This window comes from Pseudomonas sp. LS1212 (assembly GCF_024741815.1).
In the GTDB taxonomy this organism is placed as follows: Bacteria; Pseudomonadota; Gammaproteobacteria; order Pseudomonadales; family Pseudomonadaceae; genus Aquipseudomonas.
In genome coordinates this window covers 5,075,551-5,101,227 of sequence record NZ_CP102951.1, presented here as the reverse complement: position 1 = coordinate 5,101,227, position 25,677 = coordinate 5,075,551, and the positions used below count along the sequence as shown (strand labels likewise).

Genomic DNA, 25,677 nt, shown 5'->3' with positions numbered 1-25,677 from the left:
GGGGTGCATCATGGCAATCGTTAAATGCAAACCGACTTCCCCTGGCCGCCGTTTTGTGGTCAAGGTGGTCAACCAGGAGCTGCATAAAGGCGCTCCTCACGCACCGCTGCTCGAGAAAAAATCGAAGTCTGGTGGTCGTAACAACAATGGCCGTATCACTACACGTCACGTGGGTGGTGGTCATAAGCAGCACTATCGTTTGGTTGACTTCCGTCGCAACGACAAAGATGGCATCGCTGCCACCGTCGAGCGTATCGAATACGATCCAAACCGTACTGCTCACATCGCTCTGCTGCTGTACGCAGATGGCGAGCGTCGCTACATCATCGCCCCTAAAGGCGTGAGCGCTGGCGACCAGCTGATCGCAGGTGCTCTGGCACCGATCAAGCCGGGCAACGCTCTGCAACTGCGTAACATTCCAGTTGGTAGCACCGTACACGGCATCGAATTGAAGCCAGGTAAAGGCGCACAGATCGCTCGTTCCGCTGGTGCTTCGGCTCAGCTGATCGCTCGTGAAGGTGTCTACGTGACCCTGCGTCTACGTTCTGGTGAGATGCGTAAAGTGCTGGCTGAATGCCGCGCGACCCTGGGCGAAGTCTCGAACTCCGAGCACAGCCTGCGTTCGCTGGGTAAAGCTGGTGCCAAACGCTGGCGTGGCGTTCGCCCAACCGTTCGTGGTGTTGCCATGAACCCGGTTGACCACCCGCATGGTGGTGGTGAAGGTCGTACCTCTGGTGGTCGTCATCCGGTATCGCCATGGGGCTTCCCGACTAAGGGCGCGAAGACTCGTGGTAATAAGCGTACCGACAAAATGATCGTCCGTCGTCGCAAGTAAATAGAGGGATACGACAGTGCCACGTTCTCTGAAAAAAGGTCCTTTTATTGATCTTCACCTACTGAAGAAGATCGAAGTGGCGGCGGAAAAGAACGATCGCAAACCAGTTAAGACCTGGTCGCGCCGTTCGATGATCCTGCCACAAATGGTCGGTCTGACCATCGCTGTACACAACGGTCGTCAACACGTCCCCGTTCTCGTGAACGAAGACATGGTCGGCCATAAACTGGGCGAGTTTGCCGGTACCCGCACTTATCGTGGGCACGTGGCTGACAAGAAAGCCAAGCGTTAAGGGGTAAGGAAATGGAAGTAGCCGCTAAGTTGTCGGGCGCTCGAATCTCCGCCCAGAAAGCCCGCTTGGTCGCCGACCAGATTCGCGGGAAGAAGGTGGGCGAAGCGCTCAACCTGTTGGCTTTCAGCAGCAAGAAAGCCGCTGAAATCATGAAGAAAGTGCTGGAGTCGGCCGTAGCCAACGCCGAGCATAACGAAGGCGCAGACGTTGATGACCTGAAGGTCTCCACCGTTTTCGTCAACGAAGGGCGTTCGCTGAAGCGAATCATGCCGCGTGCCAAAGGCCGCGCTGATCGCATCGTCAAGCGGTCTTGCCATATCACTGTCAAGGTTGCGGACAAGTAACGGAGTCGATCAGATGGGTCAGAAAGTACATCCCATTGGCATTCGCCTGGGAATCGTCAAGGAGCACACCTCCGTCTGGTACGCAGACGGTCGGACTTATGCGGACTACTTGTTCGCAGATCTGAAGGTGCGTGAGTATCTCCAAGACAAACTAAAAAGCGCGTCCGTAAGCCGTATCGATATCCATCGTCCGGCTCAAACTGCACGCATCACCATCCACACCGCTCGCCCAGGTATCGTTATCGGGAAGAAAGGTGAAGATGTTGAGAAACTGCGTCAGGACCTGACCAAGCAAATGGGTGTGCCTGTGCACATCAATATCGAAGAGATCCGTAAGCCGGAGCTCGACGGTATGCTGGTTGCGCAGAGCGTAGCTCAGCAGCTGGAGCGTCGCGTAATGTTCCGTCGTGCCATGAAGCGCGCCGTACAGAACGCCATGCGCATTGGTGCCAAAGGCATCAAAATCCAAGTGAGCGGTCGTCTCGGCGGTGCTGAAATCGCACGTACTGAATGGTATCGCGAAGGTCGTGTGCCACTGCACACCCTGCGTGCCGATATCGACTATGCCAACTACGAAGCTCACACCACTTACGGTGTGATCGGTGTGAAGGTTTGGATCTTCAAAGGCGAAGTAATTGGTGGTCGCCAAGAAGAACTGAAACCACAAGCACCAGCGCCTCGTAAAAAAGCTGCTAAGTAAGGGGTACGCCAAATGTTGCAACCAAAGCGTACGAAGTTCCGCAAGCAGATGACTGGCCACAACCGTGGTCTGGCACTGCGCGGTAGCAAAGTCAGCTTCGGCGAATTCGCCTTGAAAGCTGTTGCACGCGGTCGTCTCACCGCCCGCCAGATCGAGTCAGCGCGTCGTGCGCTGACCCGTCACGTAAAACGTGGCGGTAAAATCTGGATCCGTGTTTTCCCGGACAAGCCGGTCACCAAGAAGCCTCTCGAAGTGCGGATGGGTAAAGGTAAGGGTTCCGTGGAATACTGGGTTGCCCAGATTCAGCCAGGTAAAGTCCTGTATGAAATCGAGGGTGTTTCTGAAGAGCTGGCGCGTGAGGCATTCGCCTTGGCAGCTGCAAAGCTGCCTCTCGCCACCTCCTTTGTTAAGCGGACGGTGATGTGATGAAAGCGAATGAACTTCGTGAAAAATCAGCACAGCAACTGAACGAGCAACTGCTCGGCTTGCTGCGCGACCAGTTCAATCTGCGTATGCAGAAAGCAACTGGCCAGTTGGGGCAGTCTCACCTGCTCTCGCAAGTTAAGCGTGACATCGCTCGCGTGAAAACTGTGCTCAACCAGCAGGCAGGTAAGTAATCATGGCTGAAGCCGAAAAAACCGTCCGTACGCTGACTGGCCGTGTTGTCAGCGACAAGATGGACAAGACCATCACCGTACTGATCGAGCGTCGCGTCAAGCACCCGATCTACGGTAAATACGTTAAGCGTTCGACTAAGCTGCACGCGCACGACGAAACCAACCAATGCCACATCGGCGACAAGGTCACTATTCGTGAAACTCGTCCGATGGCCAAGACCAAGTCCTGGGCGCTGGTTGAAGTTCTCGAACGCGCTGTGGAAGTCTAAGGGCTAGGGGTCGGAGAAATTTTATGATTCAGACTCAATCCATGCTTGATGTGGCTGATAACAGCGGCGCTCGTCGCGTTATGTGCATCAAGGTGCTTGGTGGCTCGCATCGTCGTTACGCTGGCATCGGTGACATCATCAAAGTTACCGTCAAGGAAGCAATTCCTCGCGGTAAGGTGAAGAAAGGCCAAGTGATGACTGCTGTTGTAGTCCGCACTCGCCACGGTGTTCGTCGCGCTGACGGCTCCATTATCCGCTTTGATGGCAACGCTGCTGTTCTGTTGAACAACAAGCAAGAGCCGATCGGCACCCGTATCTTTGGGCCAGTGACCCGTGAGCTTCGTTCCGAGAAGTTCATGAAGATCGTCTCGCTCGCCCCAGAAGTGCTGTAAGGAGATCCGACATGCAAAAGATTCGTCGTGACGACGAGATCATCGTGATCGCCGGCAAAGACAAAGGCAAGCGCGGTAAGGTGCTCAAGGTTCTCGCTGACGACCGTCTGGTCGTTGGTGGTATCAACCTGGTGAAGCGTCATACCAAGCCTAACCCGATGTCGGGCGTACAAGGCGGTATCGTCGAGAAAGAAGCGCCACTGCACGCTTCCAACGTCGCCATTTTCAACGGCGAAACCAACAAGGCTGACCGCGTTGGTTTCAAAGTAGAAGACGGCAAGAAAATTCGTGTCTTCAAGTCGACCCAAAAAGCGGTTGATGCTTGAACACTGCTAGGTAGAAGACCATGGCACGACTGAAAGAGATTTACCGGAAGGAAATCGCTCCCAAGCTTAAGGAAGAACTTAAGCTGACGAACGTGATGGAAGTTCCGCGCGTTACCAAAATCACCCTGAACATGGGTATCGGCGAAGCAATCGGTGACAAGAAAATCATCGAGCACGCTGTTGCTGACCTCGAGAAGATCACCGGTCAAAAAGCCGTTGTGACTTTCGCTCGGAAATCCATCGCGGGCTTCAAAGTCCGTGAGGGCTGGCCGATCGGCGTTAAAGTTACTCTGCGCCGTGATCGTATGTATGAATTCCTGGACCGCCTGCTGGCGATCTCCCTGCCTCGGGTTCGCGACTTCCGCGGCCTGAATGCCAAGTCCTTCGACGGTCGTGGCAATTACAGCATGGGCGTGAAAGAGCAGATCATTTTCCCGGAAATCGACTACGACAAGATCGATGCTCTGCGCGGTCTGGACATTACCCTGACCACCACTGCTCGTACGGATGATGAAGGTCGCGCTCTGCTGCGCGCTTTCAAATTCCCGTTCCGCAACTGATTGGAGTAGGAAAATGGCCAAGAAGAGCATGAAAAACCGCGAGCTGAAGCGTCAGCTCACGGTTGCAAAGTACGCCAAGAAGCGTGCCGAGCTGAAAGCCATCATCGTTGATCTGAACGCAAGTCCAGAAGCGCGTTGGGAAGCTTCCGTAGCTCTGCAGAAGCAGCCACGTGACGCAAGTGCCTCGCGCATGCGTAACCGCTGCCGCATCACCGGTCGTCCACACGGCGTTTACCGCAAGTTCGGCCTGGGCCGTAACAAGCTGCGTGAAGCTGCCATGCGTGGCGACGTACCGGGTCTGGTTAAAGCCAGCTGGTAAGCTGTACAGCCCAAGTCGCGGCGGCGGGGGAGCAATCAACCGACCGCCGGCGACCTTGAGTATGAATCAAGCCCCTTCTGGGGCTTGATTCATTTCTGGGGTGTGTCTAGAATGACCGGCTCGCCTGAGCCCGGGTTTTTGCCCGGAGTAGTCTCGGCGACCGTTGTAGCCGCAAGGCTCATTTTTTTGTGTATCAGGAGCGTCTAGCCCATGAGTATGCAGGACCCGTTAGCGGACATGCTAACTCGAATCCGTAATGCCCAGATGGCTGAAAAGTCCGTCGTAAGCATGCCATCTTCCACGTTGAAGGTAGCTGTGGCCAAAGTTCTGAAGGACGAAGGTTACATCGCGGGTTATCAGGTAAGCAGCGAAGTAAAACCGTCGCTTTCCATCGAGCTGAAGTACTTCGAAGGCCGTCCAGTCATCGAAGAAGTCAAACGCGTAAGTCGTCCAGGCCTGCGTCAGTACAAGTCCGTTGAAGAACTGCCAAAAGTACGTGGCGGTCTCGGCGTGTCTATCGTCTCCACCAACAAAGGTGTGATGACGGATCGTGCTGCGCGCGCTGCCGGTGTCGGCGGCGAAGTTCTTTGCACAGTGTTCTAAGGGGGGATAAGCATGTCTCGCGTCGCTAAGAACCCCGTAAAGCTGCCAGCTGGTGTCGAAGTAAAATTCGCCGGCCAACAGCTTTCGGTGAAGGGTGCCAAGGGCACTCTTGAACTGAATGTTCACTCGTCCGTTGAAGTCGTTGAAGAAGCTGGTGAGCTGCGTTTCGCTGCTCGCAATGGCGATCAACAGACTCGTGCAATGGCCGGTACCACTCGTGCGTTGGTAAACAACATGGTCCAGGGCGTAAGCCAAGGCTTCGAGCGCAAGCTCCAGCTGGTCGGTGTTGGTTACAAGGCACAAGCAAAAGGCACAGTGCTGAACCTGGCTCTCGGCTTCTCGCACCCAGTGGACTACGAACTGCCGGAAGGCATCACCGCTGAGACTCCTAGCCAGACCGATATCCTGATCAAGGGCATCGACAAGCAGCTGGTGGGTCAAGTGGCCGCTGAAATCCGCGATTTCCGTCCACCAGAGCCTTACAAAGGTAAGGGTGTGCGTTACGCGGACGAAGTCGTCCGTCGTAAAGAAGCCAAGAAGAAGTAGGGCATAGCAAATGACCGACAAAAAAGTTACTCGACTGCGTCGCGCTCGCAAAGCACGCCTGAAAATGCACGAACTCGAAGTCGTGCGTCTCTGCGTGTTCCGCTCTTCGCAGCACATTTATGCCCAGGTCATTTCGGCCGACGGCAGCAAAGTCCTGGCCAGCGCCTCGACTTTGGACAAAGAACTGCGTGATGGCGCCACTGGCAACATCGACGCGGCCACTAAGGTTGGCCAGCTGGTCGCTACGCGTGCAAAAGCCGCTGGCGTCTCGCAGGTGGCTTTCGACCGCTCTGGCTTCAAGTACCACGGTCGCGTGAAAGCGCTGGCTGATGCTGCTCGTGAAGCTGGGCTGGAGTTCTAAGTTATGTCAAATAACGACCAAAAGCGCGACGAAGGCTACATCGAGAAGCTGGTTCAAGTTAACCGCGTTGCTAAAACCGTTAAAGGCGGCCGTATCTTCACTTTCACCGCGTTGACCGTGGTTGGTGATGGCAAGGGTCGCGTTGGTTTCGGCCGTGGCAAGTCACGTGAAGTGCCTGCTGCGATCCAGAAAGCAATGGAAGCTGCTCGTCGCAACATGATTCAAGTGGACCTCAACGGTACCACTCTGCAGTACGCCCTGAAATCCGCCCACGGCGCTTCCAAGGTTTACATGCAGCCTGCTTCTGAAGGTACCGGTATCATCGCTGGCGGCGCTATGCGCGCAGTGCTGGAAGTTGCTGGCGTTCAGAACGTACTGGCTAAGTGCTATGGTTCGACCAACCCAGTGAACGTGGTACACGCCACTTTCAAGGGTCTGAAAACCATGCAATCCCCGTCGTCCATTGCTGCCAAGCGCGGCAAGAGCGTTGAGGAGATCATCTGATCATGGCTACCGTTAAAGTTACGCTGATCAAAAGCATGACCGGCCGCATCCCTAACCACAAACTGTGCGTTAAGGGTCTGGGTCTGCGTCGCATCGGTCACACTGTAGAAGTCCTGGATACTCCCGAGAATCGCGGGATGATCAACAAGGCTTACTACATGCTGCGCGTCGAGGGTTAATCGATGAAACTCAATGATCTGAGTCCAGCGCCGGGTTCCCGTCGCGAAAAGCATCGTCCGGGCCGTGGTATCGGTAGCGGTTTGGGTAAGACTGGTGGCCGTGGTCACAAAGGTCAGACCTCCCGTTCCGGTGGCACCATTGCTCCAGGCTTTGAAGGCGGTCAACAGCCGCTGCACCGTCGCCTGCCGAAGTTCGGTTTCGTTTCCCTGAAAGCCATGGACCGCGCAGAAGTGCGTCTGTCCGAGCTGGCCAAAGTGGAAGGCGACGTTGTCACCGTGCAATCCCTGAAGGATGCCAACGTGATTAACCAAAACGTACAGCGTGTGAAAATCATGCTGTCCGGCGAAGTTACTCGCGCAGTCACCATCAAGGGTATCGCAGCCACCAAAGGTGCGCGTGCGGCTATCGAAGCAGCTGGCGGCAAGTTCGAGGAATAAATGGCTAAGCAAGGTGCTCTCTCTGCGCTCGGCAAGGGCGGGATGTCTGAACTCTGGGCTCGTCTGCGTTTTCTGTTCCTGGCGATTATCGTCTACCGAATAGGCGCACACATTCCAGTTCCAGGCATCAACCCGGACCGGCTGGCGGACCTGTTTCGACAGAATGAGGGGACCATTCTTAGCTTGTTCAACATGTTTTCCGGCGGCGCGCTGGAACGGATGAGCATCTTTGCACTGGGGATCATGCCGTACATTTCGGCATCGATCATCATGCAGCTGATGACCGCCGTCAGCCCGCAGCTGGAGCAGTTGAAGAAGGAAGGTGAAGCTGGCCGTCGCAAGATCAGCCAGTACACCCGCTACGGCACCGTCGTCCTGGCGTTGGTCCAGGCCATTGGCATGTCCATTGGTCTGGCCGGTCAGGGCGTTGCTTTCTCTGCTGACTTTGGCTTCCATTTCGTCGCGGTCACCACGTTCGTGGCGGGTGCGATGTTCATGATGTGGCTGGGTGAGCAGATTACTGAGCGCGGTGTAGGCAACGGTATCTCGATGCTCATTTTCGCAGGTATCGTCGCCGGTCTTCCGGCAGCAATCGGGCAGTCTTTCGAGTCTGCACGTCAGGGTGATATCAACATCTTCGCCCTGGTCGCGATCGGTTTGCTGGCAGTAGCGATTATCGGTTTTGTGGTGTTCATCGAGCGTGGCCAGCGTCGTATTGCTGTTCACTACGCCAAGCGTCAGCAGGGCCGCAAGGTTTTCGCTGCGCAGACGAGCCACTTGCCGCTGAAAGTGAACATGGCTGGCGTCATTCCAGCTATTTTCGCGAGCAGCATTTTGCTGTTCCCGGCTTCGTTGGGTGCCTGGTTCGGTCAGTCTGAAGGTATGGGCTGGTTGCAGGACATCTCGCAGTCGATCGCTCCTGGTCAGCCGTTGAATATTCTGCTGTTTAGTGCAGGGATTATTTTCTTCTGCTTCTTCTATACGGCGTTGATGTTCAATCCGAAAGACGTAGCGGAAAACCTGAAGAAGTCCGGTGCCTTTATTCCGGGTATCCGTCCGGGTGAGCAGTCGGCACGCTATATCGATGGCGTTCTGACCCGCTTGACCATGTTCGGTGCTCTTTATATGACGGCCGTCTGTCTGCTGCCCCAGTTCCTGGTGGTTGCGGCAAACGTTCCGTTCTACCTTGGCGGGACCTCGTTGCTGATTGTGGTAGTGGTTGTGATGGACTTCATGTCCCAAGTACAATCGCACCTCGTTTCGCACCAGTACGAATCCCTGATGAAGAAAGCCAACCTGAAAGGCTACGGTGGCAGCGGTTTGCTGCGCTGAGAGACCCTTAAGGTTCGAGGAGTTGGTGATGAAAGTTCGTGCATCGGTGAAAAAGCTGTGCCGTAACTGCAAGATTATTCGCCGCGAAGGTGTTGTTCGAGTAATTTGCAGCGCGGAACCACGTCACAAGCAGCGCCAAGGCTGAGTGTGATTTGTGCTTCAAGCCCGGCAGCTAGTGCGCTGCTGGGTTGATTATTTGTTATTACAGCGATATTATCTCGCGCCCTATTTCTTGGCTTCCGGGGCGTAGGTAGCTGTCAATTGGAGTCCCACTGAATGGCCCGTATTGCAGGCGTCAACATTCCAGATAACAAGCACACTGTTATCTCGCTGACCTACATCTATGGTGTTGGTCGCACTACTGCACAGAAAATTTGTGCAGAGACTGGGGTCAACCCAGCCGCAAAGATCAAGGATCTGAGCGACGAGCAGATTGAACAGCTGCGTAGCGAAGTGGCGAAGTTCACCACTGAAGGTGACCTGCGTCGCGAAATCAACATGAAAATCAAGCGCTTGATGGACCTGGGCTGCTACCGCGGTCTTCGCCATCGTCGTGGTCTTCCAGTACGCGGTCAGCGTACCAAGACCAACGCGCGTACCCGTAAAGGTCCGCGTAAGCCGATCCGCAAGTAATCGCACCAGCGAATCGACAGGAATTTAGTCATGGCAAAACCTGCTGCTCGTCCTCGTAAAAAGATTAAAAAGACAGTGGTTGATGGCATCGCCCACATCCACGCGTCTTTCAACAACACCATCGTGACCATCACCGATCGTCAAGGTAACGCTCTGTCCTGGGCTACCTCCGGCGGTTCGGGTTTCCGCGGTTCTCGCAAGTCCACCCCGTTCGCTGCTCAAGTAGCTGCTGAGCGTGCTGGTCAAGCTGCGCTGGAATATGGTCTGAAGAACCTCGACGTTAACGTCAAGGGTCCAGGTCCAGGTCGTGAGTCCGCTGTTCGTGCTCTGAACGGCTGCGGCTACAAGATCGCCAGCATCACCGACGTGACGCCAATCCCGCACAACGGGTGCCGTCCGCCGAAGAAGCGTCGCGTGTAATCAGGAGACAGATAAATGGCACGTTACATTGGTCCAAAATGCAAACTGTCTCGTCGTGAAGGCACAGATCTTTTCCTGAAAAGCGGCGTTCGCGCTCTGGAATCGAAGTGCAACATCGAAGCAGCCCCAGGTATCCACGGCCAGCGTCGTGGTCGCCAATCCGATTACGGCACCCAACTGCGTGAAAAGCAGAAGGTCCGTCGTATTTATGGCGTTCTCGAGCGTCAGTTCAGCGGTTACTACAAAGAAGCTGCCGGCAAGAAAGGCGCTACTGGTGAGAACCTGCTGCAACTGCTCGAATGCCGTCTGGACAACGTTGTTTACCGTATGGGCTACGGCGCTACTCGCGCTGAATCCCGTCAGCTGGTTTCGCATAAAGCGATCAGCGTCAACGGTAAGACTGTAAACGTTCCGTCCTACCAAGTTCGTCCGGGTGACGTGGTCGCGGTTCGCGAGAAATCGAAGAACCAGCTGCGCATTGTTCAAGCCCTTGAACTGTGCGCCCAGCGTGGCCGCGTTGAGTGGGTGGAAGTAGACACTGAGAAGAAGTCGGGCGTTTTCAAGAACGTTCCTGCTCGCAGTGACCTGTCCGCCGACATCAACGAAAGCCTGATTGTCGAGCTCTACTCCAAGTAAGGGCTAGAAAATAGGTGCATCCATGCAGATTTCGGTAAATGAGTTCCTGACGCCCCGCCACATTGATGTGCAGGTCGTCAGTCCAACCCGCGCCAAGATTACGCTCGAGCCTCTCGAGCGTGGTTTCGGCCATACCCTGGGCAACGCGCTGCGACGCATCCTGTTGTCCTCAATGCCCGGCTGTGCAGTAGTCGAGGCCGAGATTGACGGTGTACTCCATGAGTACTCGGCAATCGAAGGTGTACAGGAAGACGTCATTGAAATCCTGTTGAACCTTAAAGGTCTGGCTATCAAGCTGCACGGTCGTGACGAAGTTACGCTGACCTTGTCGAAGAAGGGTTCGGGGGTGGTTACCGCTGCCGATATTCAGCTGGATCATGATGTCGAGATCGTTAACCCCGATCACGTAATCGCTAACCTGGCGTCCAACGGCGCCTTGAACATGAAGCTCACCGTAGCTCGTGGTCGTGGTTATGAACCGGCCGATTCGCGTCAGAGCGATGAAGACGAAAGCCGCAGCATTGGTCGCTTGCAGCTGGACTCTTCGTTCAGTCCGGTACGTCGTATCGCATACGTGGTGGAAAACGCCCGTGTCGAACAGCGTACTAACCTGGACAAGCTGGTTATTGATCTGGAAACCAACGGTACTCTGGATCCTGAAGAGGCTATCCGCCGCGCTGCAACCATCCTGCAACAGCAGTTGGCTGCGTTCGTCGACCTCAAGGGTGACAGTGAGCCAGTGGTAGTCGAGCAGGAAGACGAGATCGATCCGATCCTGCTTCGCCCGGTTGACGATCTGGAACTGACTGTACGTTCGGCTAACTGCCTTAAGGCGGAAAACATTTACTACATCGGCGACCTGATTCAGCGTACCGAAGTAGAACTGTTGAAGACTCCGAACCTGGGCAAGAAATCCTTGACTGAAATCAAGGACGTTCTGGCCTCCCGCGGTCTGTCCCTCGGCATGCGCCTCGACAACTGGCCGCCTGCAAGTCTTAAGAAGGACGACAAGGCGACTGCCTGATCGTCGTAATCACCGAACGTAAGTTTGGTAAGGAATGAACCATGCGTCATCGTAAAAGTGGTCGTCACCTGAGCCGCACCAGCGCGCACCGCAAGGCCATGTTCCAAAACATGGCGGTGTCGCTGTTCGAGCACGAGCTGATCAAAACTACCCTGCCGAAAGCCAAGGAACTGCGCCGCGTTGCCGAGCCGCTGATCACCCTGGCTAAAGAAGACAGCGTAGCTAACCGTCGCCTGGCCTTCGACCGTACTCGTTCGAAAGCCATCGTTGGTAAGCTGTTCAACGATCTGGGCAAGCGCTATGCCACCCGTCAGGGCGGTTACCTGCGTATCCTCAAGTGCGGTTTCCGCGCTGGCGACAACGCGCCTATGGCGTACGTCGAGTTGGTTGATCGTCCTGTCGGTGGCGTAGTAGAAGCTGCTGAATAAGACGACAGTCTGAAACAAAAAACCGGGCCTTGGCGCCCGGTTTTTTGTTTCTATATGGTTAGTAGAAATCTATTGATCTGAGTCAGTCTATTAATTTGTGAATGTCATATTTGTAGCCAATACTGACTTTCCAGCCGATTAGCCGGCAGCACAAAAGTCTGACAGAGGAAGACAGATCATGAGCCAGAATAAAACACTGACTACCGCCAGTGGCGCGCCAGTGGCCGATAACCAGAATTCTCGTTCGGCTGGTCCGCGCGGCCCGCTTTTGCTGGAAGATTTCCATCTCATTGAAAAACTCGCACACTTCAATCGCGAGAATATTCCTGAGCGCCGGGTGCATGCCAAGGGCTCGGGTGCCTATGGCACCTTCACCGTTACCAAAGACATCACCCAGTACACCTGCGCCAAGCTGTTCGAGTCCGTTGGCAAGCAAACTCCGACTTTCCTGCGGTTCTCCACGGTAGGTGGTGAGCGCGGCTCGGCTGACACCGAGCGTGATCCACGCGGTTTTGCCTTGAAGTTCTATACCGAGGAAGGCAACTGGGACATCGTGGGTAACAACACGCCGGTGTTCTTCATTCGCGACCCATTGAAATTCCCGGACTTTATCCACACCCAGAAGCGTCTGCCCCAGAGCAATCTGAAGAGCGCGCAAATGATGTGGGACTTCTGGTCACACTCGCCTGAGGCGCTGCACCAGCTCACTATCCTGTTCTCCGACCGGGGCATCCCTGACGGCTACCGTCATATGCACGGCTTCGGTAGCCACACCTACAGCCTGATCAACGCCCAGGGCGAGCGTTACTGGGTCAAATGGCACTACAAGTCCAGGCAGGGCATCAAAAACCTGTCGCCGGCCGACGCTGCGCGTATCGCGGGTACCGATCCCGATTACGCCCAGCGCGATTTGTTCGAGGCCATTGAGCGTGGTGACTTCCCGAAATGGCGTGTTTGCATCCAGATCATGACCGAGGCCCAGGCGGCTGCGCATTATGAGAACCCATTCGATGTGACCAAGACCTGGTCGCAGAAAGAGTTCCCATTGATTGAGGTCGGCGAGCTTGAATTGAACCGCAACCCGCTGAACTATTTCGCTGAAGTAGAGCAGGCTACGTTCGGGCCGAGCAACTTGGTGCCTGGTGTCGGGCTTTCCCCTGACCGGATGCTCCAGGGCCGTGTGTTCGCTTACGCTGATGCGCACCGTTACCGCGTGGGTACCAATCACCAGCAACTGCCGGTGAACGCGCCGAGGAGCCCGGTCAATACCTACCAGCGCGATGGTGCCATGGCCTTGGGTTGCACCGGTGCTGCACCTAACTATGAGCCTAACAGCTACAGCGACGCTCCAAAACAGGCGCCGCAGTATGCTGAACCTCCATTGGCTCTCAGTGGTACGGCCGATCGTTACGACCACCGTGAAGATATCGACTACTACAGCCACGCCGGTGCGCTGTTCCGTCTGATGAGTGATGACCAGAAGGCGCTGTTGATCGATAACATTGCCGGGACATTGGTTAGCGTCTCCGGGGATGTCATTGAGCGTCAGTTGCAGCATTTCTTCAAGGCAGATCCAGCCTATGGTGAAGGCATCAGGAAGGCGCTGGATGCAAAACACGGCTAAGTCGAAATGATAAGAAGAACCGCCCTCATTTGGGCGGTTTTTCAATGCAAATCACTTCTGTTTGCCGATTTTTTTCGCATTTTCTACGTGATGTTGAGTGACCTGTTGGCAAAGCTGGTTCAAACTATAACTTTCAAGCAGGGAGATGTAGGGCGATGCAAGGTCACCCAGACGTAATCGATTACCTCAACACGTTGCTGACCGGCGAACTGGCAGCCCGTGACCAATATTTCATCCACTCGCGGATGTACGAAGACTGGGGCTTCAGCAAGCTCTACGAGCGTATCAATCACGAGATGGAGGAAGAGGCACAGCACGCCGATGCCCTGATGCGCCGTATTCTCATGCTCGAAGGTACGCCTCGCATGCGCCCGGACGATCTGGATGTCGGCACCACGGTCCCCGAGATGCTCGCCAGTGACCTGCGCCTGGAGTACAAGGTCCGTGCTGCGCTGTGCAAGGGAATCGAGCTCTGCGAGTTGCACAAGGACTACATCAGCCGCGACATTCTGCGCATACAGCTGGCAGACACTGAAGAAGACCACACCTACTGGTTGGAAAAGCAGCAGGGGCTGATCAAGTCGATCGGTCTGGAGAATTATCTGCAGTCGCAGCTTTAAGCGGCTGTAAAAAAGCCCCTGTCACGCAAATGGCAGGGGCTTTTTCGTTTCTGTGTAGGAGCGGGTCCTGGGTTCAGGCCTTGTCGCGCAGCAACAGTGGCTTGAGGTAGTGCCCGGTATAGGACTGCTTCATCTCGGCCACTTCTTCCGGCGTACCGCAGGCGATGATCTGACCGCCTTTCGATCCTCCTTCAGGCCCGAGATCAACCAGCCAATCCGCCGTTTTGATCACATCCAGATTATGCTCGATCACCACCACGGTATTGCCGTGGTCGCGCAAGCGATGCAATACATCGAGCAACTGCTGGATATCGGCGAAGTGCAGGCCCGTGGTCGGCTCGTCGAGGATATACAGGGTCTTGCCTGTGTCGCGCTTGGACAGCTCGCGGGACAGCTTGACCCGTTGCGCCTCGCCACCTGACAGCGTGGTAGCCGATTGGCCGAGCTTGATGTAGGAAAGCCCTACATCCATTAACGTCTGGAGCTTGCGAGCCAGGGCTGGCACCGCGTCGAAGAACTCACGCGCTTCTTCGATGGTCATCTCCAGCACTTCGTGGATGCTCTTGCCCTTGTATTTGATTTCCAGGGTTTCGCGGTTGTAGCGCTTGCTCCTGCACACGTCGCAGGGCACATAGATGTCCGGCAAAAAGTGCATCTCGACCTTGATCAGGCCATCGCCCTGGCAGGCCTCGCAGCGACCGCCCTTGACGTTGAAGGAGAACCGCCCCGGGCCATAACCGCGTGAGCGCGACTCGGGCACGCCGGCAAACAGCTCGCGGATCGGAGTGAACAGGCCGGTATAGGTCGCCGGGTTGGAGCGTGGCGTACGACCGATAGGGCTTTGATCGATATCCACCACTTTGTCCAGGTGTTGCAGGCCGTCACAACTGTCGTGCGCTGCGGCTTCGAGGGTGGTCGCGCCATTGAGCGCAGTGGCGCTGAGCGGGAACAGGGTATTGTTGATCAGTGTCGATTTGCCGGAGCCCGAGACGCCGGTCACACAGGTCAGCAGGCCGATCGGGATTTCCAGGTCGACGTTCTGCAGATTGTTGCCACGCGCACCCTTGAGCGTCAGCGACAGCTTCTTGTTGCGTGGCGTGCGCTCGGCCGGTACGACGATCTTCACGCGCCCGGAAAGGTACTTGCCGGTGAGCGAGTCCGGGTGCGACATGACATCGGCCGGCGAACCCTCTGCGACGATATGGCCGCCATGCACGCCGGCGCCTGGACCGATGTCGACAACGTAGTCGGCCATGCGAATGGCGTCTTCGTCATGCTCCACCACGATCACGGTGTTGCCGATATCGCGCAGGTGATTGAGGGTGCCCAGCAGCCGGTCGTTGTCACGCTGGTGCAGACCGATGGATGGCTCGTCGAGGATGTACATGACCCCGACCAGGCCCGCACCGATCTGGCTGGCCAGGCGAATGCGCTGGGCCTCGCCACCGGAGAGCGTGTCGGCGCTGCGATCGAGGGTCAGGTAATCCAGGCCGACATTGACCAGAAACTGCAGGCGCTCGCGGATTTCCTTGAGAATCTTGTCGGCAATTTCGCCGCGTCGGCCGGTCAGTTTCAGGCCGCCAAAATACTCGGTGGCATCACCGATAGGCAGCCCTGTAACGGCAGGCAGGGTTTTCTCGCCGACCCACACATGCCGCGCCTCGCGGCGCAGGCGTGTGCCGCGGCAGTCCGGGCAAGGCTGGGTGCCGAGGAACTTGGCCAGCTCTTCGCGCACGGTGGCAGACTCGGTCTCGCGGTAGCGGCGCTCCAGGTTAGGCACAATCCCTTCGAAGGGGTGCGAGCGCTTGACGATGTCGCCGCGGTCGTTCAGGTAGCGGAAATCGACGTTCTGCTTGCCGCTGCCATTGAGAATGACCTTCTGCTGCTCGGCAGGCAGTTCATTGAACGGGACTTCCAGGCTGAAACCGTAATGGGCCGCCAGGGAGCCGAGCATCTGGAAGTAATAGACATTGCGTCGGTCCCAGCCACGAATCGCCCCTTCGGCCAGGGTCAGCTCGCCGTTGACCAGCCGCTTGATGTCGAAGAACTGCTTGACCCCCAGACCATCGCAGGTCGGGCAGGCGCCGGCCGGGTTGTTGAAGGAGAACAGCTTGGGCTCGAGTTCGCTGATGGCGTGGCCGCAGATCGGGCAGGCGAAGCGCGCCGAAAAGATCATCTCCTCGAAGGGCTCGTCATCCATGGACCCGACCAGGGCGATGCCGTCGGCCAGCTTCAGCGCGGTTTCGAAGGATTCGGCCAGGCGCTGCTGCAGGTCTTCGCGAACCTTGAAGCGATCGACCACCACTTCGATGGTGTGCTTCTTCTGTTTGTCCAGCTTGGGCAGTTCGTCGAGCTCATACAACTTGCCATTGATGCGGGCGCGGACAAAGCCCTGGGCGCGCAGCTCGTCGAAGATTGCCAGATGTTCGCCTTTACGCTCGCGAATCACCGGGGCCAGGAGCATCAGCTTGCTGCCTTCGGGCTGGGCCAATACCAGATCGACCATCTGGCTGACGGTCTGGGCTTCCAGCGGGATGTCGTGATCCGGGCAGCGCGGGGTGCCTACGCGGGCGTAGAGCAGGCGCAGGTAGTCGTAGATCTCGGTGATGGTGCCGACGGTCGAGCGCGGGTTGTGCGAGGTCGATTTCTGTTCGATGGAAATCGCCGGAGACAGCCCTTCGATGGTGTCGACGTCGGGTTTTTCCATCATTGACAGGAACTGTCGGGCGTAGGCCGAGAGCGACTCCACATAGCGGCGTTGACCCTCGGCATACAAGGTGTCGAATGCCAGCGAGGACTTGCCGGAACCGGACAGCCCGGTGATCACGATCAATTTGTCCCGTGGCAGGGTCAGGTCGATATTCTTCAGGTTGTGGGTTCGTGCCCCACGAATCAGGATCTTGTCCACTGCGGCCTCGCTTGGCGGGCGTAAACGAGTGAGTATACGGCGCCAGGCCAGTACGCGGCAAAGCGTCACGTATATGCCGTTAATCGATGGGGCTGGTAGAATCGCCGCCGGTTCACACGAGGTTTATCCATGCAAGATCCCTACAGCGACCGCATGAGCGGCAGCGAGACCCGCGCAGCAGGCGGTCTGGCCATGGTGTTCGCGTTCCGCATGCTGGGCATGTTCATGGTGCTGCCGGTACTGGCCACCTATGGCATGGACCTGGCCGGCGCCACGCCAGCGCTGATAGGCCTTGCCATTGGCGCCTACGGACTGACCCAGGCGTTCCTGCAAATTCCGTTCGGGGTCATTTCCGACCGCATCGGCCGGCGCCCGGTGATTTATTTTGGGTTGATCGTCTTCGCCCTGGGCAGTCTTCTTGCGGCCAATGCCGACACCATCTGGGGGGTGATCGCCGGGCGGATCCTGCAAGGTGCCGGAGCGATTTCCGCGGCCGTGATGGCTTTGCTGTCCGACCTGACCCGGGAACAGCACCGGACCAAGGCCATGGCCATGATCGGCATGACCATCGGCTTGTCCTTTGCCGTGGCGATGGTGATCGGGCCTCTGCTGACGCGGGCTTTCGGCTTGTCCGGATTGTTCCTGGCCACTGCAGGCCTGGCGCTGGTCGGTATCGTACTGGTGGCGTTCGTCGTGCCGCGCGCGCCGAGTCATCTGCAACACCGTGAATCGGGCGTCGCCCGCCAGGCACTGGGGCCGACCTTGCGTCATCCCGACCTGCTGCGGCTCGATGCCGGGATTTTCGTCCTGCACGCCATTCTGATGGCCAGTTTCGTCGCCTTGCCGCTGGCGCTGGTCGAGCGCGCCGGATTGCCAAAAGAGGAGCACTGGTGGGTCTACCTGACCGCCTTGCTGATTTCTTTTTTCGGGATGATTCCTTTCATCATTTATGGTGAAAAGAAGCGCAAGATGAAACGCGTGTTGCTGGGTGCGGTCTGTGTCTTGATGCTTGCTGAACTATTCTTCTGGGAGTTCGGCGACAGCTTGCAGGCACTGGTGGTCGGCACGGTGATCTTCTTCACTGCCTTCAACCTGCTGGAAGCGTCGCTGCCTTCGCTGATCAGCAAGGTTTCACCGGCTGGCGGCAAGGGTACGGCCATGGGGGTGTATTCCACCAGCCAGTTCCTGGGGGCGGCAGTGGGTGGCATCCTGGGTGGATGGTTATTCCAGCAGGGTGGATTGAGCGTGGTATTTCTTGGCTGTGCCGGGCTCTGTGCCCTATGGCTGGCCATAGCTGTTACTATGCGCGAACCACCCTACGTGACGAGCCTGCGTATGCCGTTGTCGCCCGAGGCGATACGCGAAGCGGGCTTGACCGAGCGCCTCAAGGCCGTGCCGGGTGTGACAGATGCAGTGGTGGTGGCAGATGAAGCCGCCGTCTATATCAAATTGGATACAGAAATATTGGATCGTTCGTCCCTGGAAAGCCTGGTCAATCCGGCGCCCCAGACGTGCGAAGCCTAGGAGAACGTTATGGCCCGTGGGGTTAACAAAGTCATATTGGTCGGCACTTGCGGCCAGGATCCTGAAGTTCGCTACCTGCCTAACGGTAACGCAGTGACCAACTTGAGCCTTGCAACCAGCGAGCAGTGGACCGACAAGCAGACCGGCCAGAAGGTCGAGCGCACCGAGTGGCACCGTGTGTCGATGTTCGGCAAGGTCGCCGAAATCGCCGGTGAATACCTGCGCAAGGGTTCGCAGGTCTACATCGAAGGCAAACTGCAGACGCGCGAGTGGGAAAAGGACGGCATCAAGCGTTACACCACCGAAATCATTGTCGACATGCAGGGCACCATGCAGCTGCTTGGCGGTCGTCCGCAGAACCAGGACGGTTCGCAGCCACAACAAGGTGGCAACAACTACAACCAGAGCCAGGCGCCACGCCAACAGGCTCCACGCCCGCAGCAGGCGTCGCGTCAAGCTGCTCCGCAGCAGCCAGCGCCGCAGCCGGCACCGGATTTCGACAGTTTTGATGACGATATTCCGTTCTAGCCCGGATAAAAGTCAGTTTTGTAAAGATAACTTTATAACTCGCTGATTTTATACCCAGTTTAAGAAGAATGGCTTCTCAGTTTGTAAAGGACTGAGAAGCCTTTTTTTTGGCCTGTGTAAAGCATCTCGGGAAAACCAGATAAACGGCTTTTGACAAGCAAAGGGGGTGGGCTAAACCGAATGTAAAGAAACAGGAGGTGCATGATGCGGATTGAACAGGTGAGTTTCCCTTCTGGCGAACGGCTGCCCATGCTCCTCGATGCGCCGGGCTTTTTATTTGTGGTTTGTTTTCTTGTTATGAAAGGGTTTCGGCAATTACATTTTTATAAGAAATTCTGCCAAGCGTCGTAGCGGGGCGCTTGGCACGCCGTTGGACTTCACTCGCCGGAAACCGCAAAATAAGGGTTTTCATCCTTCTAGATCTGACCGGACCTGCTGACTCTATGCGAATGCGCCTGATGCTGTTGGGTGGTGGGAATGCCCTCGGGCAAGCGCTGATTCGCCTCGGAGCCGAGGAAGACATCGGCTTCCTCGCCCCACGCCCGCCGGAAACCGGCTGGAATGCTGCGAGCCTGACCCAACTGCTGGATGACACCCGCCCCGATGCGCTGGTGAACCTTGCCTACTATTTCGACTGGTTCCAGGCCGAAAGCGTCAGCGAGGCGCGCCTGGCTGTACAGGAGCGCTCGGTGGAGCGCCTGGCTGAACTCTGTCAGCACCACAACATCATCCTTGTGCAACCGTCCAGCTACCGGGTCTTCGATGGTTCCCGGGCCACGGCCTACAGTGAAAGGGATGAGCCGATCCCCCTGGGCCTGCGTGGCCAGGCCTTGTGGCGGATGGAGAAAAGCGTGCGGGCGACTTGTCCGCAGCATGTGTTGCTGCGCTTTGGCTGGCTGCTCGATGACAGCCCCGAGGGTGTGCTCGGGCGCTTCCTGACGCTGGCCGAAAAGGCTCAAGAGCTGTTGATGGCTGATGATCGACGTGGCAACCCGACGCCGGTCGATGATGCTGCCCGGGTCATTATTTCGGTGCTCAAGCAGCTCGACTGTGCCGCACCGCTCTGGGGTACTTATCATTACGCGGGTAACGAAGCGACGACCCCGCTAGTGCTGGGGCAGGCTATCCTGACTGAAGCGGCCAGCCGGCATAAGCTGGCGGTCGAGGCGCCGACACCGCAGGCCCATGCGGCACGTCCGGATGCGGCGGAAGAACCGCAGCATGCGGTACTGGCCTGCAAGAAAATTCTGCACACCTTTGGTATCAAGCCGCGCGCCTGGCGTGCGGGTCTTCCGACTCTATTGGAAAGATTCTATCGTCATGGCTGATGAACCTATTCTGATTACCGGCGGCGCAGGCTTCATCGGCTCCCATCTGGTCGATGCCCTGCTCGAAAAGGGTTACGCCGTGCGGGTACTCGATGACTTGTCCACCGGCAAGCGCAACAACCTGCCGCTGGATAACCCGCAGGTCGAACTGATCGAGGGCGATGTCGCCGATGCCGCGCTGGTGGCTCGCGCCGCCGCAGGCTGCCGGGCCGTGGTGCATCTGGCGGCCGTGGCGTCGGTACAGGCTTCGGTGGAGAATCCGGCCAGGACCCACCAGAGCAATTTCATCGGCACCTTGAATGTCTGCGAGGCCATGCGCCTGGCCGGAATCAAGCGCGTAGTGTTTGCTTCAAGCGCAGCGGTGTATGGCAACAATGGCGAAGGCCAGTCCATCGTCGAAGACACGCCCAAGGCGCCACTGACACCCTATGCGGTGGACAAACTGGCCAGCGAGCAGTACCTGGACTTCTACCGCCGCCAGCATGGCCTGGAGCCGGTGGTGTTCCGCTTCTTCAACATTTTCGGGCCGCGCCAGGATCCTTCCTCGCCCTATTCCGGGGTCATCAGCATCTTCAGTGAACGAGCTCAGAAAGGCTTGCCGATCACGGTGTTTGGCGATGGCGAGCAGACGCGGGACTTCGTCTACGTCGGTGATCTGATCGCGGTGATGGTGCAGGCGCTGGAAAAACAGCAGGTCGAGGAGGGGGCGGTCAATGTCGGGCTGAACCAGGCAACGTCCTTGAAGCAGTTGCTGGCGGCGCTGGAAAGCGTTTTGGGCGGTCTGCCGGCCGTGAGTCATGCACCAGCGCGCTCTGGCGACATTCGCCACTCGCGGGCCAACAATCAGCGCTTGCTCGAGCGTTTCGCTTTCCCTGAGCCGACGCCGATTACGGTTGGCCTGGCCCATCTGCTGGGCCGCTGAAGCACAGTGGGAGCGGCGAGGCCTTCGCCGCGCCCGACAGATCGCTTAGAACTTGTAGCCAATACCGACCATGTAGACCCATGGATCGACGTCAACGTCGACTTTGGTCCGGCCTACACCCAGTGCGGTCGGCCCGTCGACGGTGGCCTTGGTGTCGATGTCGGCATACCAGACCGAGGCGTTGACCAGCATGTTGTCGGTCAGCATATAGTCCAGGCCAAGCTGGCCGGCCAGGCCTATCGAGTCCTGCACCTTCAGGTTGCTGAAGCCTTGCTGCTTGCGGGCACTGGTGAGGTCTTCATCGAAGAACATCGTGTAGTTGATGCCGATACCTGCATAGGGTTGGAACCTGGAAGTCGGCGTCATTGGATAGTATTGCAGCGACAGGGTGGGGGGCAGTTGTTTGATGTCTGCCAGCTTGCCGTCCAGGCCGGCGATGCCGGTGGCGGCACTGATGCCGCGCACACCGACGGTGTGCTGGAAGGGGGTGGCTGCCAGCAGCTCGATACCCAGGTGATCGGTCAGCATGTAAGCGAATGTCAGGCCCAGTTGGGTGTCGCTGTCGAGGGTGGCCTTGGTCCCGGAAATCTTTGCGCCGTCGAGTTTCAGCTCACCGCTGTCTTCGTTGGGTGCTGTCGTTATCGCGCCGGCACGCATGATGAAATCGCCGGCCTGGTGGGCATGGGCGAACGGGGCTGCGAGCGCCAGGGCGATGAGCGAGGCGCTGAGCAAGGACTGGTGCATGGAAGGCTCCAAAGGGCGTTAAAAATTTATTACGTCCAATGGTAAAGAGCGCCCATGTGCCAGCTTTGACCCAGCTCAATGAAACCGCGAAAGGCCCTGATTCGTGTGCTTACTGCAGCTCGTAGGCGTAGATTTTCTCGGCTTCCATCTGATAGCCGGCCTCGGCCAATTCGCTGCTTGAAGCCTTGACCAGCATCGGCCCCTCGATCCAGTAGGGTTGATACAGCTCTTCGATTTTCACCCCGATCTCGCTGATGACGTGCACGATCTGGTTGGAGGGCGGCGGCGGCACGTGGATGCAGGCGCCGTAGTACGGCACCAACAGAAACTCGGTGGTGCGCCCCTCATCACTCACTTCCAGCGGCACGATGTAACCGGGCAACTTGACCTGCTGGCCATCGAGCGCCTTGACCACCGGGGCGGCCGGCGATTGCTGCCGGGCGGCGGGTGCCGATTCGGCGGCAAGGGCATTGCTCAGCTGCGAGAGGTCATGGATAGGCGCCATTTTCGGGGCGACTTTTGGCGCATCTGGCGGAATCATTTCTGCCCAATCCAGCGGACGGGGCTCGGCTGCCCAGAGGGGCAGGGCAACCAGCAGCAATAACGCCAGCACTGCGCGTAGCATCTTCAAGTTCCTCATAGATGAATGGACAAGCCATCGGCCAGTGACTGCCGGTATGCGCGCCAGGCCGGTACGCTGCCCATGACCAGGGCGGCGCCGAGAATGATCCCCAGCAAGGTCCACTCATACTCGCTCGGCAATGCCAGCGGCAGGTACAGCCCGTATTTCGACTGGACGTAACCTTGCGCCAGGGCAATCGCCAGATAAAGCAGCGCGAGCCCCGCGACGATTCCTGACAGGGCCAGGGCGAAAGCTTCCAGCACCAGCAGGCTGGCGATGTGCCAAGGGCGGGCGCCGACGGAGCGCAGGATGGCCATCTCCCGTCGGCGCTCATTGAGGCTGGTCAGTATCGCCGTGAGCATGCCGATCAAACCGGTCAGCACTACGAACAGAGAGATCACGAACAGTGCCTTTTCCGCGGTGCCCATCAGGCTCCAGAGCTCCTGCAGGGCCACGCCAGGCAGAATCGCCAGCAATGGTTCGCCGCGAAACTCATTGATGTCGCGCTGCAGGGCAAAGGTCGAAATCTTGTTGTTCAGGCCGAGCATGAAAGCAGTGATCGCCGTCGGCGTGAGGTCCAGGTTGCGCGCCAGATTGGCGCTGATACGGCCCGCACCCCGGGCGGGAACGCCGTTGTGCCAGTCGACGTGAATCGCCTCCATGCCGCCGAGGCTGATATGCAGCGTCCGGTCCACGGGCGTGCCGGTGCGCTTGAGAACCCCGACCACGGTGAACGGCTTGTCGTCGTGCTTGACCAGGCTGATAGCGGCCACGCCGTGGGCCAGCACCAGTTTGTCGCCCAGTTTGTAATGCAATGCATCGGCGACTTCGGCGCCAAGCACCACTTCGAATGGATCATCGGTAAAAGCCCGGCCCTGGGTCAGTTGCAAGTTCTGCCGGTGGCCGTACTGATAGTGTTCGAAGTAGCTCTGGTTGGTCCCCATTACCCGGTAGCCCCGGTGCGAATCGCCCAGGGAAATCGGGATAGCCCATTTGACCTGTGGGTTGCTGGCGTAATGCTCGTAACTGTCCCAGCGGATGTTGTTGGTGGCATTGCCGATACGAAAGACCGAGTACAGCAGCAGGTTGACCGAGCCGGAGCGGGCGCCGACGATCAGGTCGGTGCCGCTGATGGTACTGGCGAAGCTGGCACGGGCTTCGGTGCGCACCCGCTCAACCGCCAGCAGCAGACATACCGACAAGGCAATCGCAAACGCGGTGAGAAAGGCGGTGAAGCGGCGGTTGGCCAGGCTGGCCAGCGCAAGTCGGAACAGGTACATCACACCTCCCCTGTGCAAGCAGGAAGCACTGCTCGATTGAGTTCTGACAAGCAGAGGTAGCGGTCGAACAGCGGCGCCAGGCGTTGATCATGGCTGACGAACAGCAGGCTGGCCCCGGCTTCCCGGCACTCGGCGAACAGCAGGCGGATAAATACCTCGCAGGCGTCGGCATCGAGCGCGGAAGTCGGCTCGTCGGCGATCACCAATTCCGGCTGGCCGATCAATGCGCGTGCGGCGGCGACCCGCTGTTGTTGGCCGATTGACAGGGTATCGGCCCGCCGGGCGAGCAGGGCCGGGTCCTTGAGCCCCAGATGGGCGAGCAGGCTGGCAGCGGCCTGGTCGATGCTGCCATGGCGCTGTTCGGCGCGGCGGGCGCGCAGGCGCGAGAAGCGGCACGGCAGCTCGACGTTTTCTCGAACCGAAAGAAACGGCAGCAGGTTGAACTGCTGGAAAATGTAGCCGGTGTGGTCGACCCTGAAGCGATCGCGGGCAGCGAAGGACAACGCGGTCAGCTCCTGGCCCAACAGGCGGATGCTGCCGCGGTCGGGCCTCTGTACGCCGCCGAGCAGGCCGAGCAGGGTGGTCTTGCCGCTGCCACTGGGGCCCTTGAGGAACAGGGTTTCGCCAGGTTCAAGACGCAAGGCCGGAATATCCAGAAGCGGGGCCTGACCCGGCCAGGAGAAGCCCAGGTCAGTCAACTCGATTAGTGCTTGGCTCATAAATAGGCGGCCGGGTTGCCCTGGCCGATCTGCTGCAAGAGGGGCCGGGGTCAGAATTTCAGGGTGGCGGTGCCTGGTGTGGCTTCAACACCTTGCTGACCGCTCGGGGCGATCAGTTGTACCTGAATTTTCTGGGTGGCGGGGAAGGCCTTGAACAATTGCGAAAGGTCCAGGTGTTTCAAGTTATTGGCTGCGGTGCAGGTGAACCGATAGTGGGCGTGGATCTCGCTATGCTCGGCGTGATCGTCATCGGCTGCCGATTTGTCGCCGAACAGTGGGCTTTCCAGTTCCTGTCTGGCCACACTGCAACCTGCGTCCTTTGGAAGATTGAACAGGTCGAGCGGTTGCTCCAGGTGGGCTCGGGCTGCGGCAACCCTGGCCTTGTCACCGTCGCTGCTGGCGGCATGTTCGAAGCCGACCAGGTTCATTGCCGGGCTTTCCAACTCCAGTTCCAGTGCCTTGTCATCCAGAACGGCATTGAGGTGGGCAACCCCGTGCTCATGGGGCCCCAGGCTGCCGTGTTCGTGATCATGCGCGTGATCGTGATCTTCCTGGGCGTGAGCAGCGGCCAGGGGCAGCAAGGCAAGGGACAGGATTAGCAACAGGCGGCGCATGGAAATCTCCGGGGAGGTACTGAAAATAAAGTGCAATGTTATAACAACTTTATTCGCGCTTCGCCACTGCGCTTGGCGAAGAGGCTGGCCCATGGGAGCATGCAGGCAGCCAATACGAGGAAGCAGAACGATGTTGCGAATCCGTGGAACCATCGGTGACTTGCCGGTTGACCTGACACTTGAGCTCGATCAGGCCGACTGGGCGCAACTGGGGGCGCATTTCGGCAACCAGGTGCAGGCCCAGCCCGCCACAACGGCGGCGAGCAGTGCCCCGCTCCGGCAGGATGACGCGCTCTGGCAGACGGCCAGGGATTTGCTGCGCAAGGCGGGGCAGATTAATGGCCCTGAGCTGTTGGAACAGCTCGAAGGGCTGACGGGAAGCACGGCAGCCGGTAAACGCCTGCTGGTGCGTCTGCGTCATTGTGAGCAGGTGAAGGTCGAAAGCGGCGCGGATGCGCCGCTTTATCACTGGGTCGATTGAGTGCG

At 57.9% G+C, this 25,677-nt stretch carries 37 protein-coding genes; 31 read left to right on the top strand and 6 right to left on the bottom strand.

The annotated features are described in order from the left end of the window. Positions 1-10 precede the first annotated feature (10 nt). The 26 genes from rplB to bfr all read left to right on the top strand — a co-directional run bounded on the left by rplB (position 11) and on the right by bfr (position 14,002). Positions 11-835: a 50S ribosomal protein L2 gene (rplB, locus tag NVV94_RS23880; protein ID WP_007924198.1), complete on the top strand. Its 825-nt coding sequence runs from the start codon at positions 11-13 to the stop codon at positions 833-835. Positions 836-851: 16 nt separating this feature from the next. Then, the gene (rpsS, locus tag NVV94_RS23875; protein WP_002555486.1) at positions 852-1,127 is read left to right on the top strand and encodes a 30S ribosomal protein S19; all 276 of its coding nucleotides are present in this window, start codon (positions 852-854) and stop codon (positions 1,125-1,127) included. Positions 1,128-1,138: 11 nt separating this feature from the next. Further along, positions 1,139-1,471 carry a 50S ribosomal protein L22 gene (rplV, locus tag NVV94_RS23870; RefSeq protein ID WP_003103908.1) on the top strand — a complete coding sequence of 111 codons (333 nt, stop codon included), beginning with the start codon at positions 1,139-1,141 and terminating at the stop codon, positions 1,469-1,471. Positions 1,472-1,484: 13 nt separating this feature from the next. Continuing rightward, complete coding sequence (gene rpsC, locus NVV94_RS23865) at positions 1,485-2,171, top strand: 30S ribosomal protein S3 (protein ID WP_003176422.1); 687 nt, start codon at positions 1,485-1,487, stop codon at positions 2,169-2,171. Positions 2,172-2,183: 12 nt separating this feature from the next. Beyond that, positions 2,184-2,597: a 50S ribosomal protein L16 gene (rplP, locus tag NVV94_RS23860; RefSeq protein WP_009397508.1), complete on the top strand. Its 414-nt coding sequence runs from the start codon at positions 2,184-2,186 to the stop codon at positions 2,595-2,597. Beyond that, complete coding sequence (rpmC, locus tag NVV94_RS23855) at positions 2,597-2,788, top strand: 50S ribosomal protein L29 (protein WP_002555481.1); 192 nt, start codon at positions 2,597-2,599, stop codon at positions 2,786-2,788. The genes rplP and rpmC overlap by 1 nt, the downstream gene beginning before the upstream one ends. A gap of 2 nt (positions 2,789-2,790) precedes the next feature. Next, positions 2,791-3,057, top strand: coding sequence for a 30S ribosomal protein S17 (gene rpsQ, locus NVV94_RS23850; RefSeq protein ID WP_065259509.1), 267 nt, complete (start codon positions 2,791-2,793; stop codon positions 3,055-3,057). 23 nt (positions 3,058-3,080) lie between these two features. Further along, positions 3,081-3,449 carry a 50S ribosomal protein L14 gene (gene rplN / locus NVV94_RS23845; RefSeq protein ID WP_003243907.1) on the top strand — a complete coding sequence of 123 codons (369 nt, stop codon included), beginning with the start codon at positions 3,081-3,083 and terminating at the stop codon, positions 3,447-3,449. A gap of 11 nt (positions 3,450-3,460) precedes the next feature. Beyond that, positions 3,461-3,775 carry a 50S ribosomal protein L24 gene (gene rplX, locus NVV94_RS23840; protein ID WP_009397501.1) on the top strand — a complete coding sequence of 105 codons (315 nt, stop codon included), beginning with the start codon at positions 3,461-3,463 and terminating at the stop codon, positions 3,773-3,775. 20 nt (positions 3,776-3,795) lie between these two features. Further along, complete coding sequence (gene rplE / locus NVV94_RS23835) at positions 3,796-4,335, top strand: 50S ribosomal protein L5 (protein ID WP_258444772.1); 540 nt, start codon at positions 3,796-3,798, stop codon at positions 4,333-4,335. Positions 4,336-4,348: 13 nt separating this feature from the next. Next, the gene (gene rpsN / locus NVV94_RS23830; protein WP_166363239.1) at positions 4,349-4,654 is read left to right on the top strand and encodes a 30S ribosomal protein S14; all 306 of its coding nucleotides are present in this window, start codon (positions 4,349-4,351) and stop codon (positions 4,652-4,654) included. A 210-nt stretch (positions 4,655-4,864) separates the two neighbouring features. Continuing rightward, on the top strand, positions 4,865-5,257 hold the full coding sequence (gene rpsH, locus NVV94_RS23825; RefSeq protein WP_010220313.1) for a 30S ribosomal protein S8: 393 nt from the start codon (positions 4,865-4,867) through the stop codon (positions 5,255-5,257). Between the two features lie 12 nt (positions 5,258-5,269). Next, positions 5,270-5,803: a 50S ribosomal protein L6 gene (gene rplF, locus NVV94_RS23820; protein ID WP_166363237.1), complete on the top strand. Its 534-nt coding sequence runs from the start codon at positions 5,270-5,272 to the stop codon at positions 5,801-5,803. A gap of 10 nt (positions 5,804-5,813) precedes the next feature. Further along, positions 5,814-6,164, top strand: a complete 351-nt coding sequence (gene rplR, locus NVV94_RS23815; RefSeq protein WP_053162831.1) for a 50S ribosomal protein L18 — start codon at positions 5,814-5,816, stop codon at positions 6,162-6,164. A gap of 3 nt (positions 6,165-6,167) precedes the next feature. Continuing rightward, complete coding sequence (gene rpsE / locus NVV94_RS23810; RefSeq protein ID WP_166363235.1) at positions 6,168-6,668, top strand: 30S ribosomal protein S5; 501 nt, start codon at positions 6,168-6,170, stop codon at positions 6,666-6,668. Between the two features lie 2 nt (positions 6,669-6,670). Next, positions 6,671-6,847, top strand: coding sequence for a 50S ribosomal protein L30 (gene rpmD, locus NVV94_RS23805; protein WP_003186033.1), 177 nt, complete (start codon positions 6,671-6,673; stop codon positions 6,845-6,847). Positions 6,848-6,850: 3 nt separating this feature from the next. Then, the gene (rplO, locus tag NVV94_RS23800; RefSeq protein WP_010220318.1) at positions 6,851-7,285 is read left to right on the top strand and encodes a 50S ribosomal protein L15; all 435 of its coding nucleotides are present in this window, start codon (positions 6,851-6,853) and stop codon (positions 7,283-7,285) included. After that, positions 7,286-8,617, top strand: a complete 1,332-nt coding sequence (gene secY, locus NVV94_RS23795) for a preprotein translocase subunit SecY (RefSeq protein ID WP_258444771.1) — start codon at positions 7,286-7,288, stop codon at positions 8,615-8,617. A 28-nt stretch (positions 8,618-8,645) separates the two neighbouring features. Beyond that, the gene (gene rpmJ, locus NVV94_RS23790; protein WP_002555468.1) at positions 8,646-8,762 is read left to right on the top strand and encodes a 50S ribosomal protein L36; all 117 of its coding nucleotides are present in this window, start codon (positions 8,646-8,648) and stop codon (positions 8,760-8,762) included. Positions 8,763-8,893: 131 nt separating this feature from the next. Next, positions 8,894-9,250 (top strand): 30S ribosomal protein S13, encoded by a 357-nt coding sequence (gene rpsM / locus NVV94_RS23785; protein WP_258444770.1) that lies wholly within the window; start codon positions 8,894-8,896, stop codon positions 9,248-9,250. A 30-nt stretch (positions 9,251-9,280) separates the two neighbouring features. Then, a complete protein-coding gene (gene rpsK / locus NVV94_RS23780; protein ID WP_007924177.1) occupies positions 9,281-9,670 on the top strand; it encodes a 30S ribosomal protein S11 in 390 nt (129 codons plus the stop codon). Positions 9,671-9,685: 15 nt separating this feature from the next. Then, a complete protein-coding gene (gene rpsD / locus NVV94_RS23775) occupies positions 9,686-10,306 on the top strand; it encodes a 30S ribosomal protein S4 (RefSeq protein ID WP_258444769.1) in 621 nt (206 codons plus the stop codon). Positions 10,307-10,328: 22 nt separating this feature from the next. Continuing rightward, positions 10,329-11,330, top strand: coding sequence for a DNA-directed RNA polymerase subunit alpha (locus NVV94_RS23770; protein ID WP_003186012.1), 1,002 nt, complete (start codon positions 10,329-10,331; stop codon positions 11,328-11,330). A gap of 41 nt (positions 11,331-11,371) precedes the next feature. Next, on the top strand, positions 11,372-11,758 hold the full coding sequence (gene rplQ, locus NVV94_RS23765) for a 50S ribosomal protein L17 (RefSeq protein WP_065759195.1): 387 nt from the start codon (positions 11,372-11,374) through the stop codon (positions 11,756-11,758). 178 nt (positions 11,759-11,936) lie between these two features. Further along, complete coding sequence (locus NVV94_RS23760) at positions 11,937-13,382, top strand: catalase (RefSeq protein WP_258444768.1); 1,446 nt, start codon at positions 11,937-11,939, stop codon at positions 13,380-13,382. A 155-nt stretch (positions 13,383-13,537) separates the two neighbouring features. After that, on the top strand, positions 13,538-14,002 hold the full coding sequence (gene bfr, locus NVV94_RS23755; protein ID WP_258444767.1) for a bacterioferritin: 465 nt from the start codon (positions 13,538-13,540) through the stop codon (positions 14,000-14,002). Positions 14,003-14,075: 73 nt separating this feature from the next. On the opposite strand, the gene uvrA is transcribed toward bfr, so the two are convergent. After that, positions 14,076-16,910 carry an excinuclease ABC subunit UvrA gene (gene uvrA / locus NVV94_RS23750; RefSeq protein WP_258444766.1) on the bottom strand — a complete coding sequence of 945 codons (2,835 nt, stop codon included), beginning with the start codon at positions 16,908-16,910 and terminating at the stop codon, positions 14,076-14,078. Between the two features lie 129 nt (positions 16,911-17,039). Here uvrA and NVV94_RS23745 point away from each other — a divergent pair, with 129 nt between their 5' ends. From NVV94_RS23745 to NVV94_RS23730, 4 genes are all read left to right on the top strand, one after another. Beyond that, a complete protein-coding gene (locus tag NVV94_RS23745) occupies positions 17,040-18,434 on the top strand; it encodes an MFS transporter (RefSeq protein WP_258444765.1) in 1,395 nt (464 codons plus the stop codon). A gap of 9 nt (positions 18,435-18,443) precedes the next feature. Then, on the top strand, positions 18,444-18,962 hold the full coding sequence (locus NVV94_RS23740; protein WP_258444764.1) for a single-stranded DNA-binding protein: 519 nt from the start codon (positions 18,444-18,446) through the stop codon (positions 18,960-18,962). Positions 18,963-19,405: 443 nt separating this feature from the next. Next, a complete protein-coding gene (locus NVV94_RS23735; RefSeq protein ID WP_258444763.1) occupies positions 19,406-20,290 on the top strand; it encodes an NAD(P)-dependent oxidoreductase in 885 nt (294 codons plus the stop codon). Continuing rightward, positions 20,283-21,212, top strand: a complete 930-nt coding sequence (locus NVV94_RS23730; protein ID WP_258444762.1) for an NAD-dependent epimerase/dehydratase family protein — start codon at positions 20,283-20,285, stop codon at positions 21,210-21,212. Before NVV94_RS23735 ends, NVV94_RS23730 begins: the two co-directional genes overlap by 8 nt. A gap of 45 nt (positions 21,213-21,257) precedes the next feature. On the opposite strand, the gene NVV94_RS23725 is transcribed toward NVV94_RS23730, so the two are convergent. The 5 genes from NVV94_RS23725 to NVV94_RS23705 form a co-directional block, all read right to left on the bottom strand. Continuing rightward, entirely contained in the window at positions 21,258-21,956 is a 699-nt protein-coding gene (locus tag NVV94_RS23725; RefSeq protein ID WP_258444761.1) for an OmpW family protein, read from the bottom strand. 109 nt (positions 21,957-22,065) lie between these two features. Next, entirely contained in the window at positions 22,066-22,596 is a 531-nt protein-coding gene (locus NVV94_RS23720; RefSeq protein ID WP_258444760.1) for a DUF3299 domain-containing protein, read from the bottom strand. Continuing rightward, entirely contained in the window at positions 22,593-23,858 is a 1,266-nt protein-coding gene (locus NVV94_RS23715; protein WP_258444759.1) for an ABC transporter permease, read from the bottom strand. Before NVV94_RS23715 ends, NVV94_RS23720 begins: the two co-directional genes overlap by 4 nt. After that, the gene (locus NVV94_RS23710; RefSeq protein WP_258444757.1) at positions 23,858-24,577 is read right to left on the bottom strand and encodes an ABC transporter ATP-binding protein; all 720 of its coding nucleotides are present in this window, start codon (positions 24,575-24,577) and stop codon (positions 23,858-23,860) included. Before NVV94_RS23710 ends, NVV94_RS23715 begins: the two co-directional genes overlap by 1 nt. 50 nt (positions 24,578-24,627) lie before the next feature. Further along, positions 24,628-25,191, bottom strand: a complete 564-nt coding sequence (locus tag NVV94_RS23705; RefSeq protein WP_258444756.1) for a DUF2796 domain-containing protein — start codon at positions 25,189-25,191, stop codon at positions 24,628-24,630. A gap of 130 nt (positions 25,192-25,321) precedes the next feature. Here NVV94_RS23705 and NVV94_RS23700 point away from each other — a divergent pair, with 130 nt between their 5' ends. After that, positions 25,322-25,672, top strand: a complete 351-nt coding sequence (locus NVV94_RS23700; RefSeq protein WP_258444755.1) for a hypothetical protein — start codon at positions 25,322-25,324, stop codon at positions 25,670-25,672. Positions 25,673-25,677 lie beyond the last annotated feature (5 nt).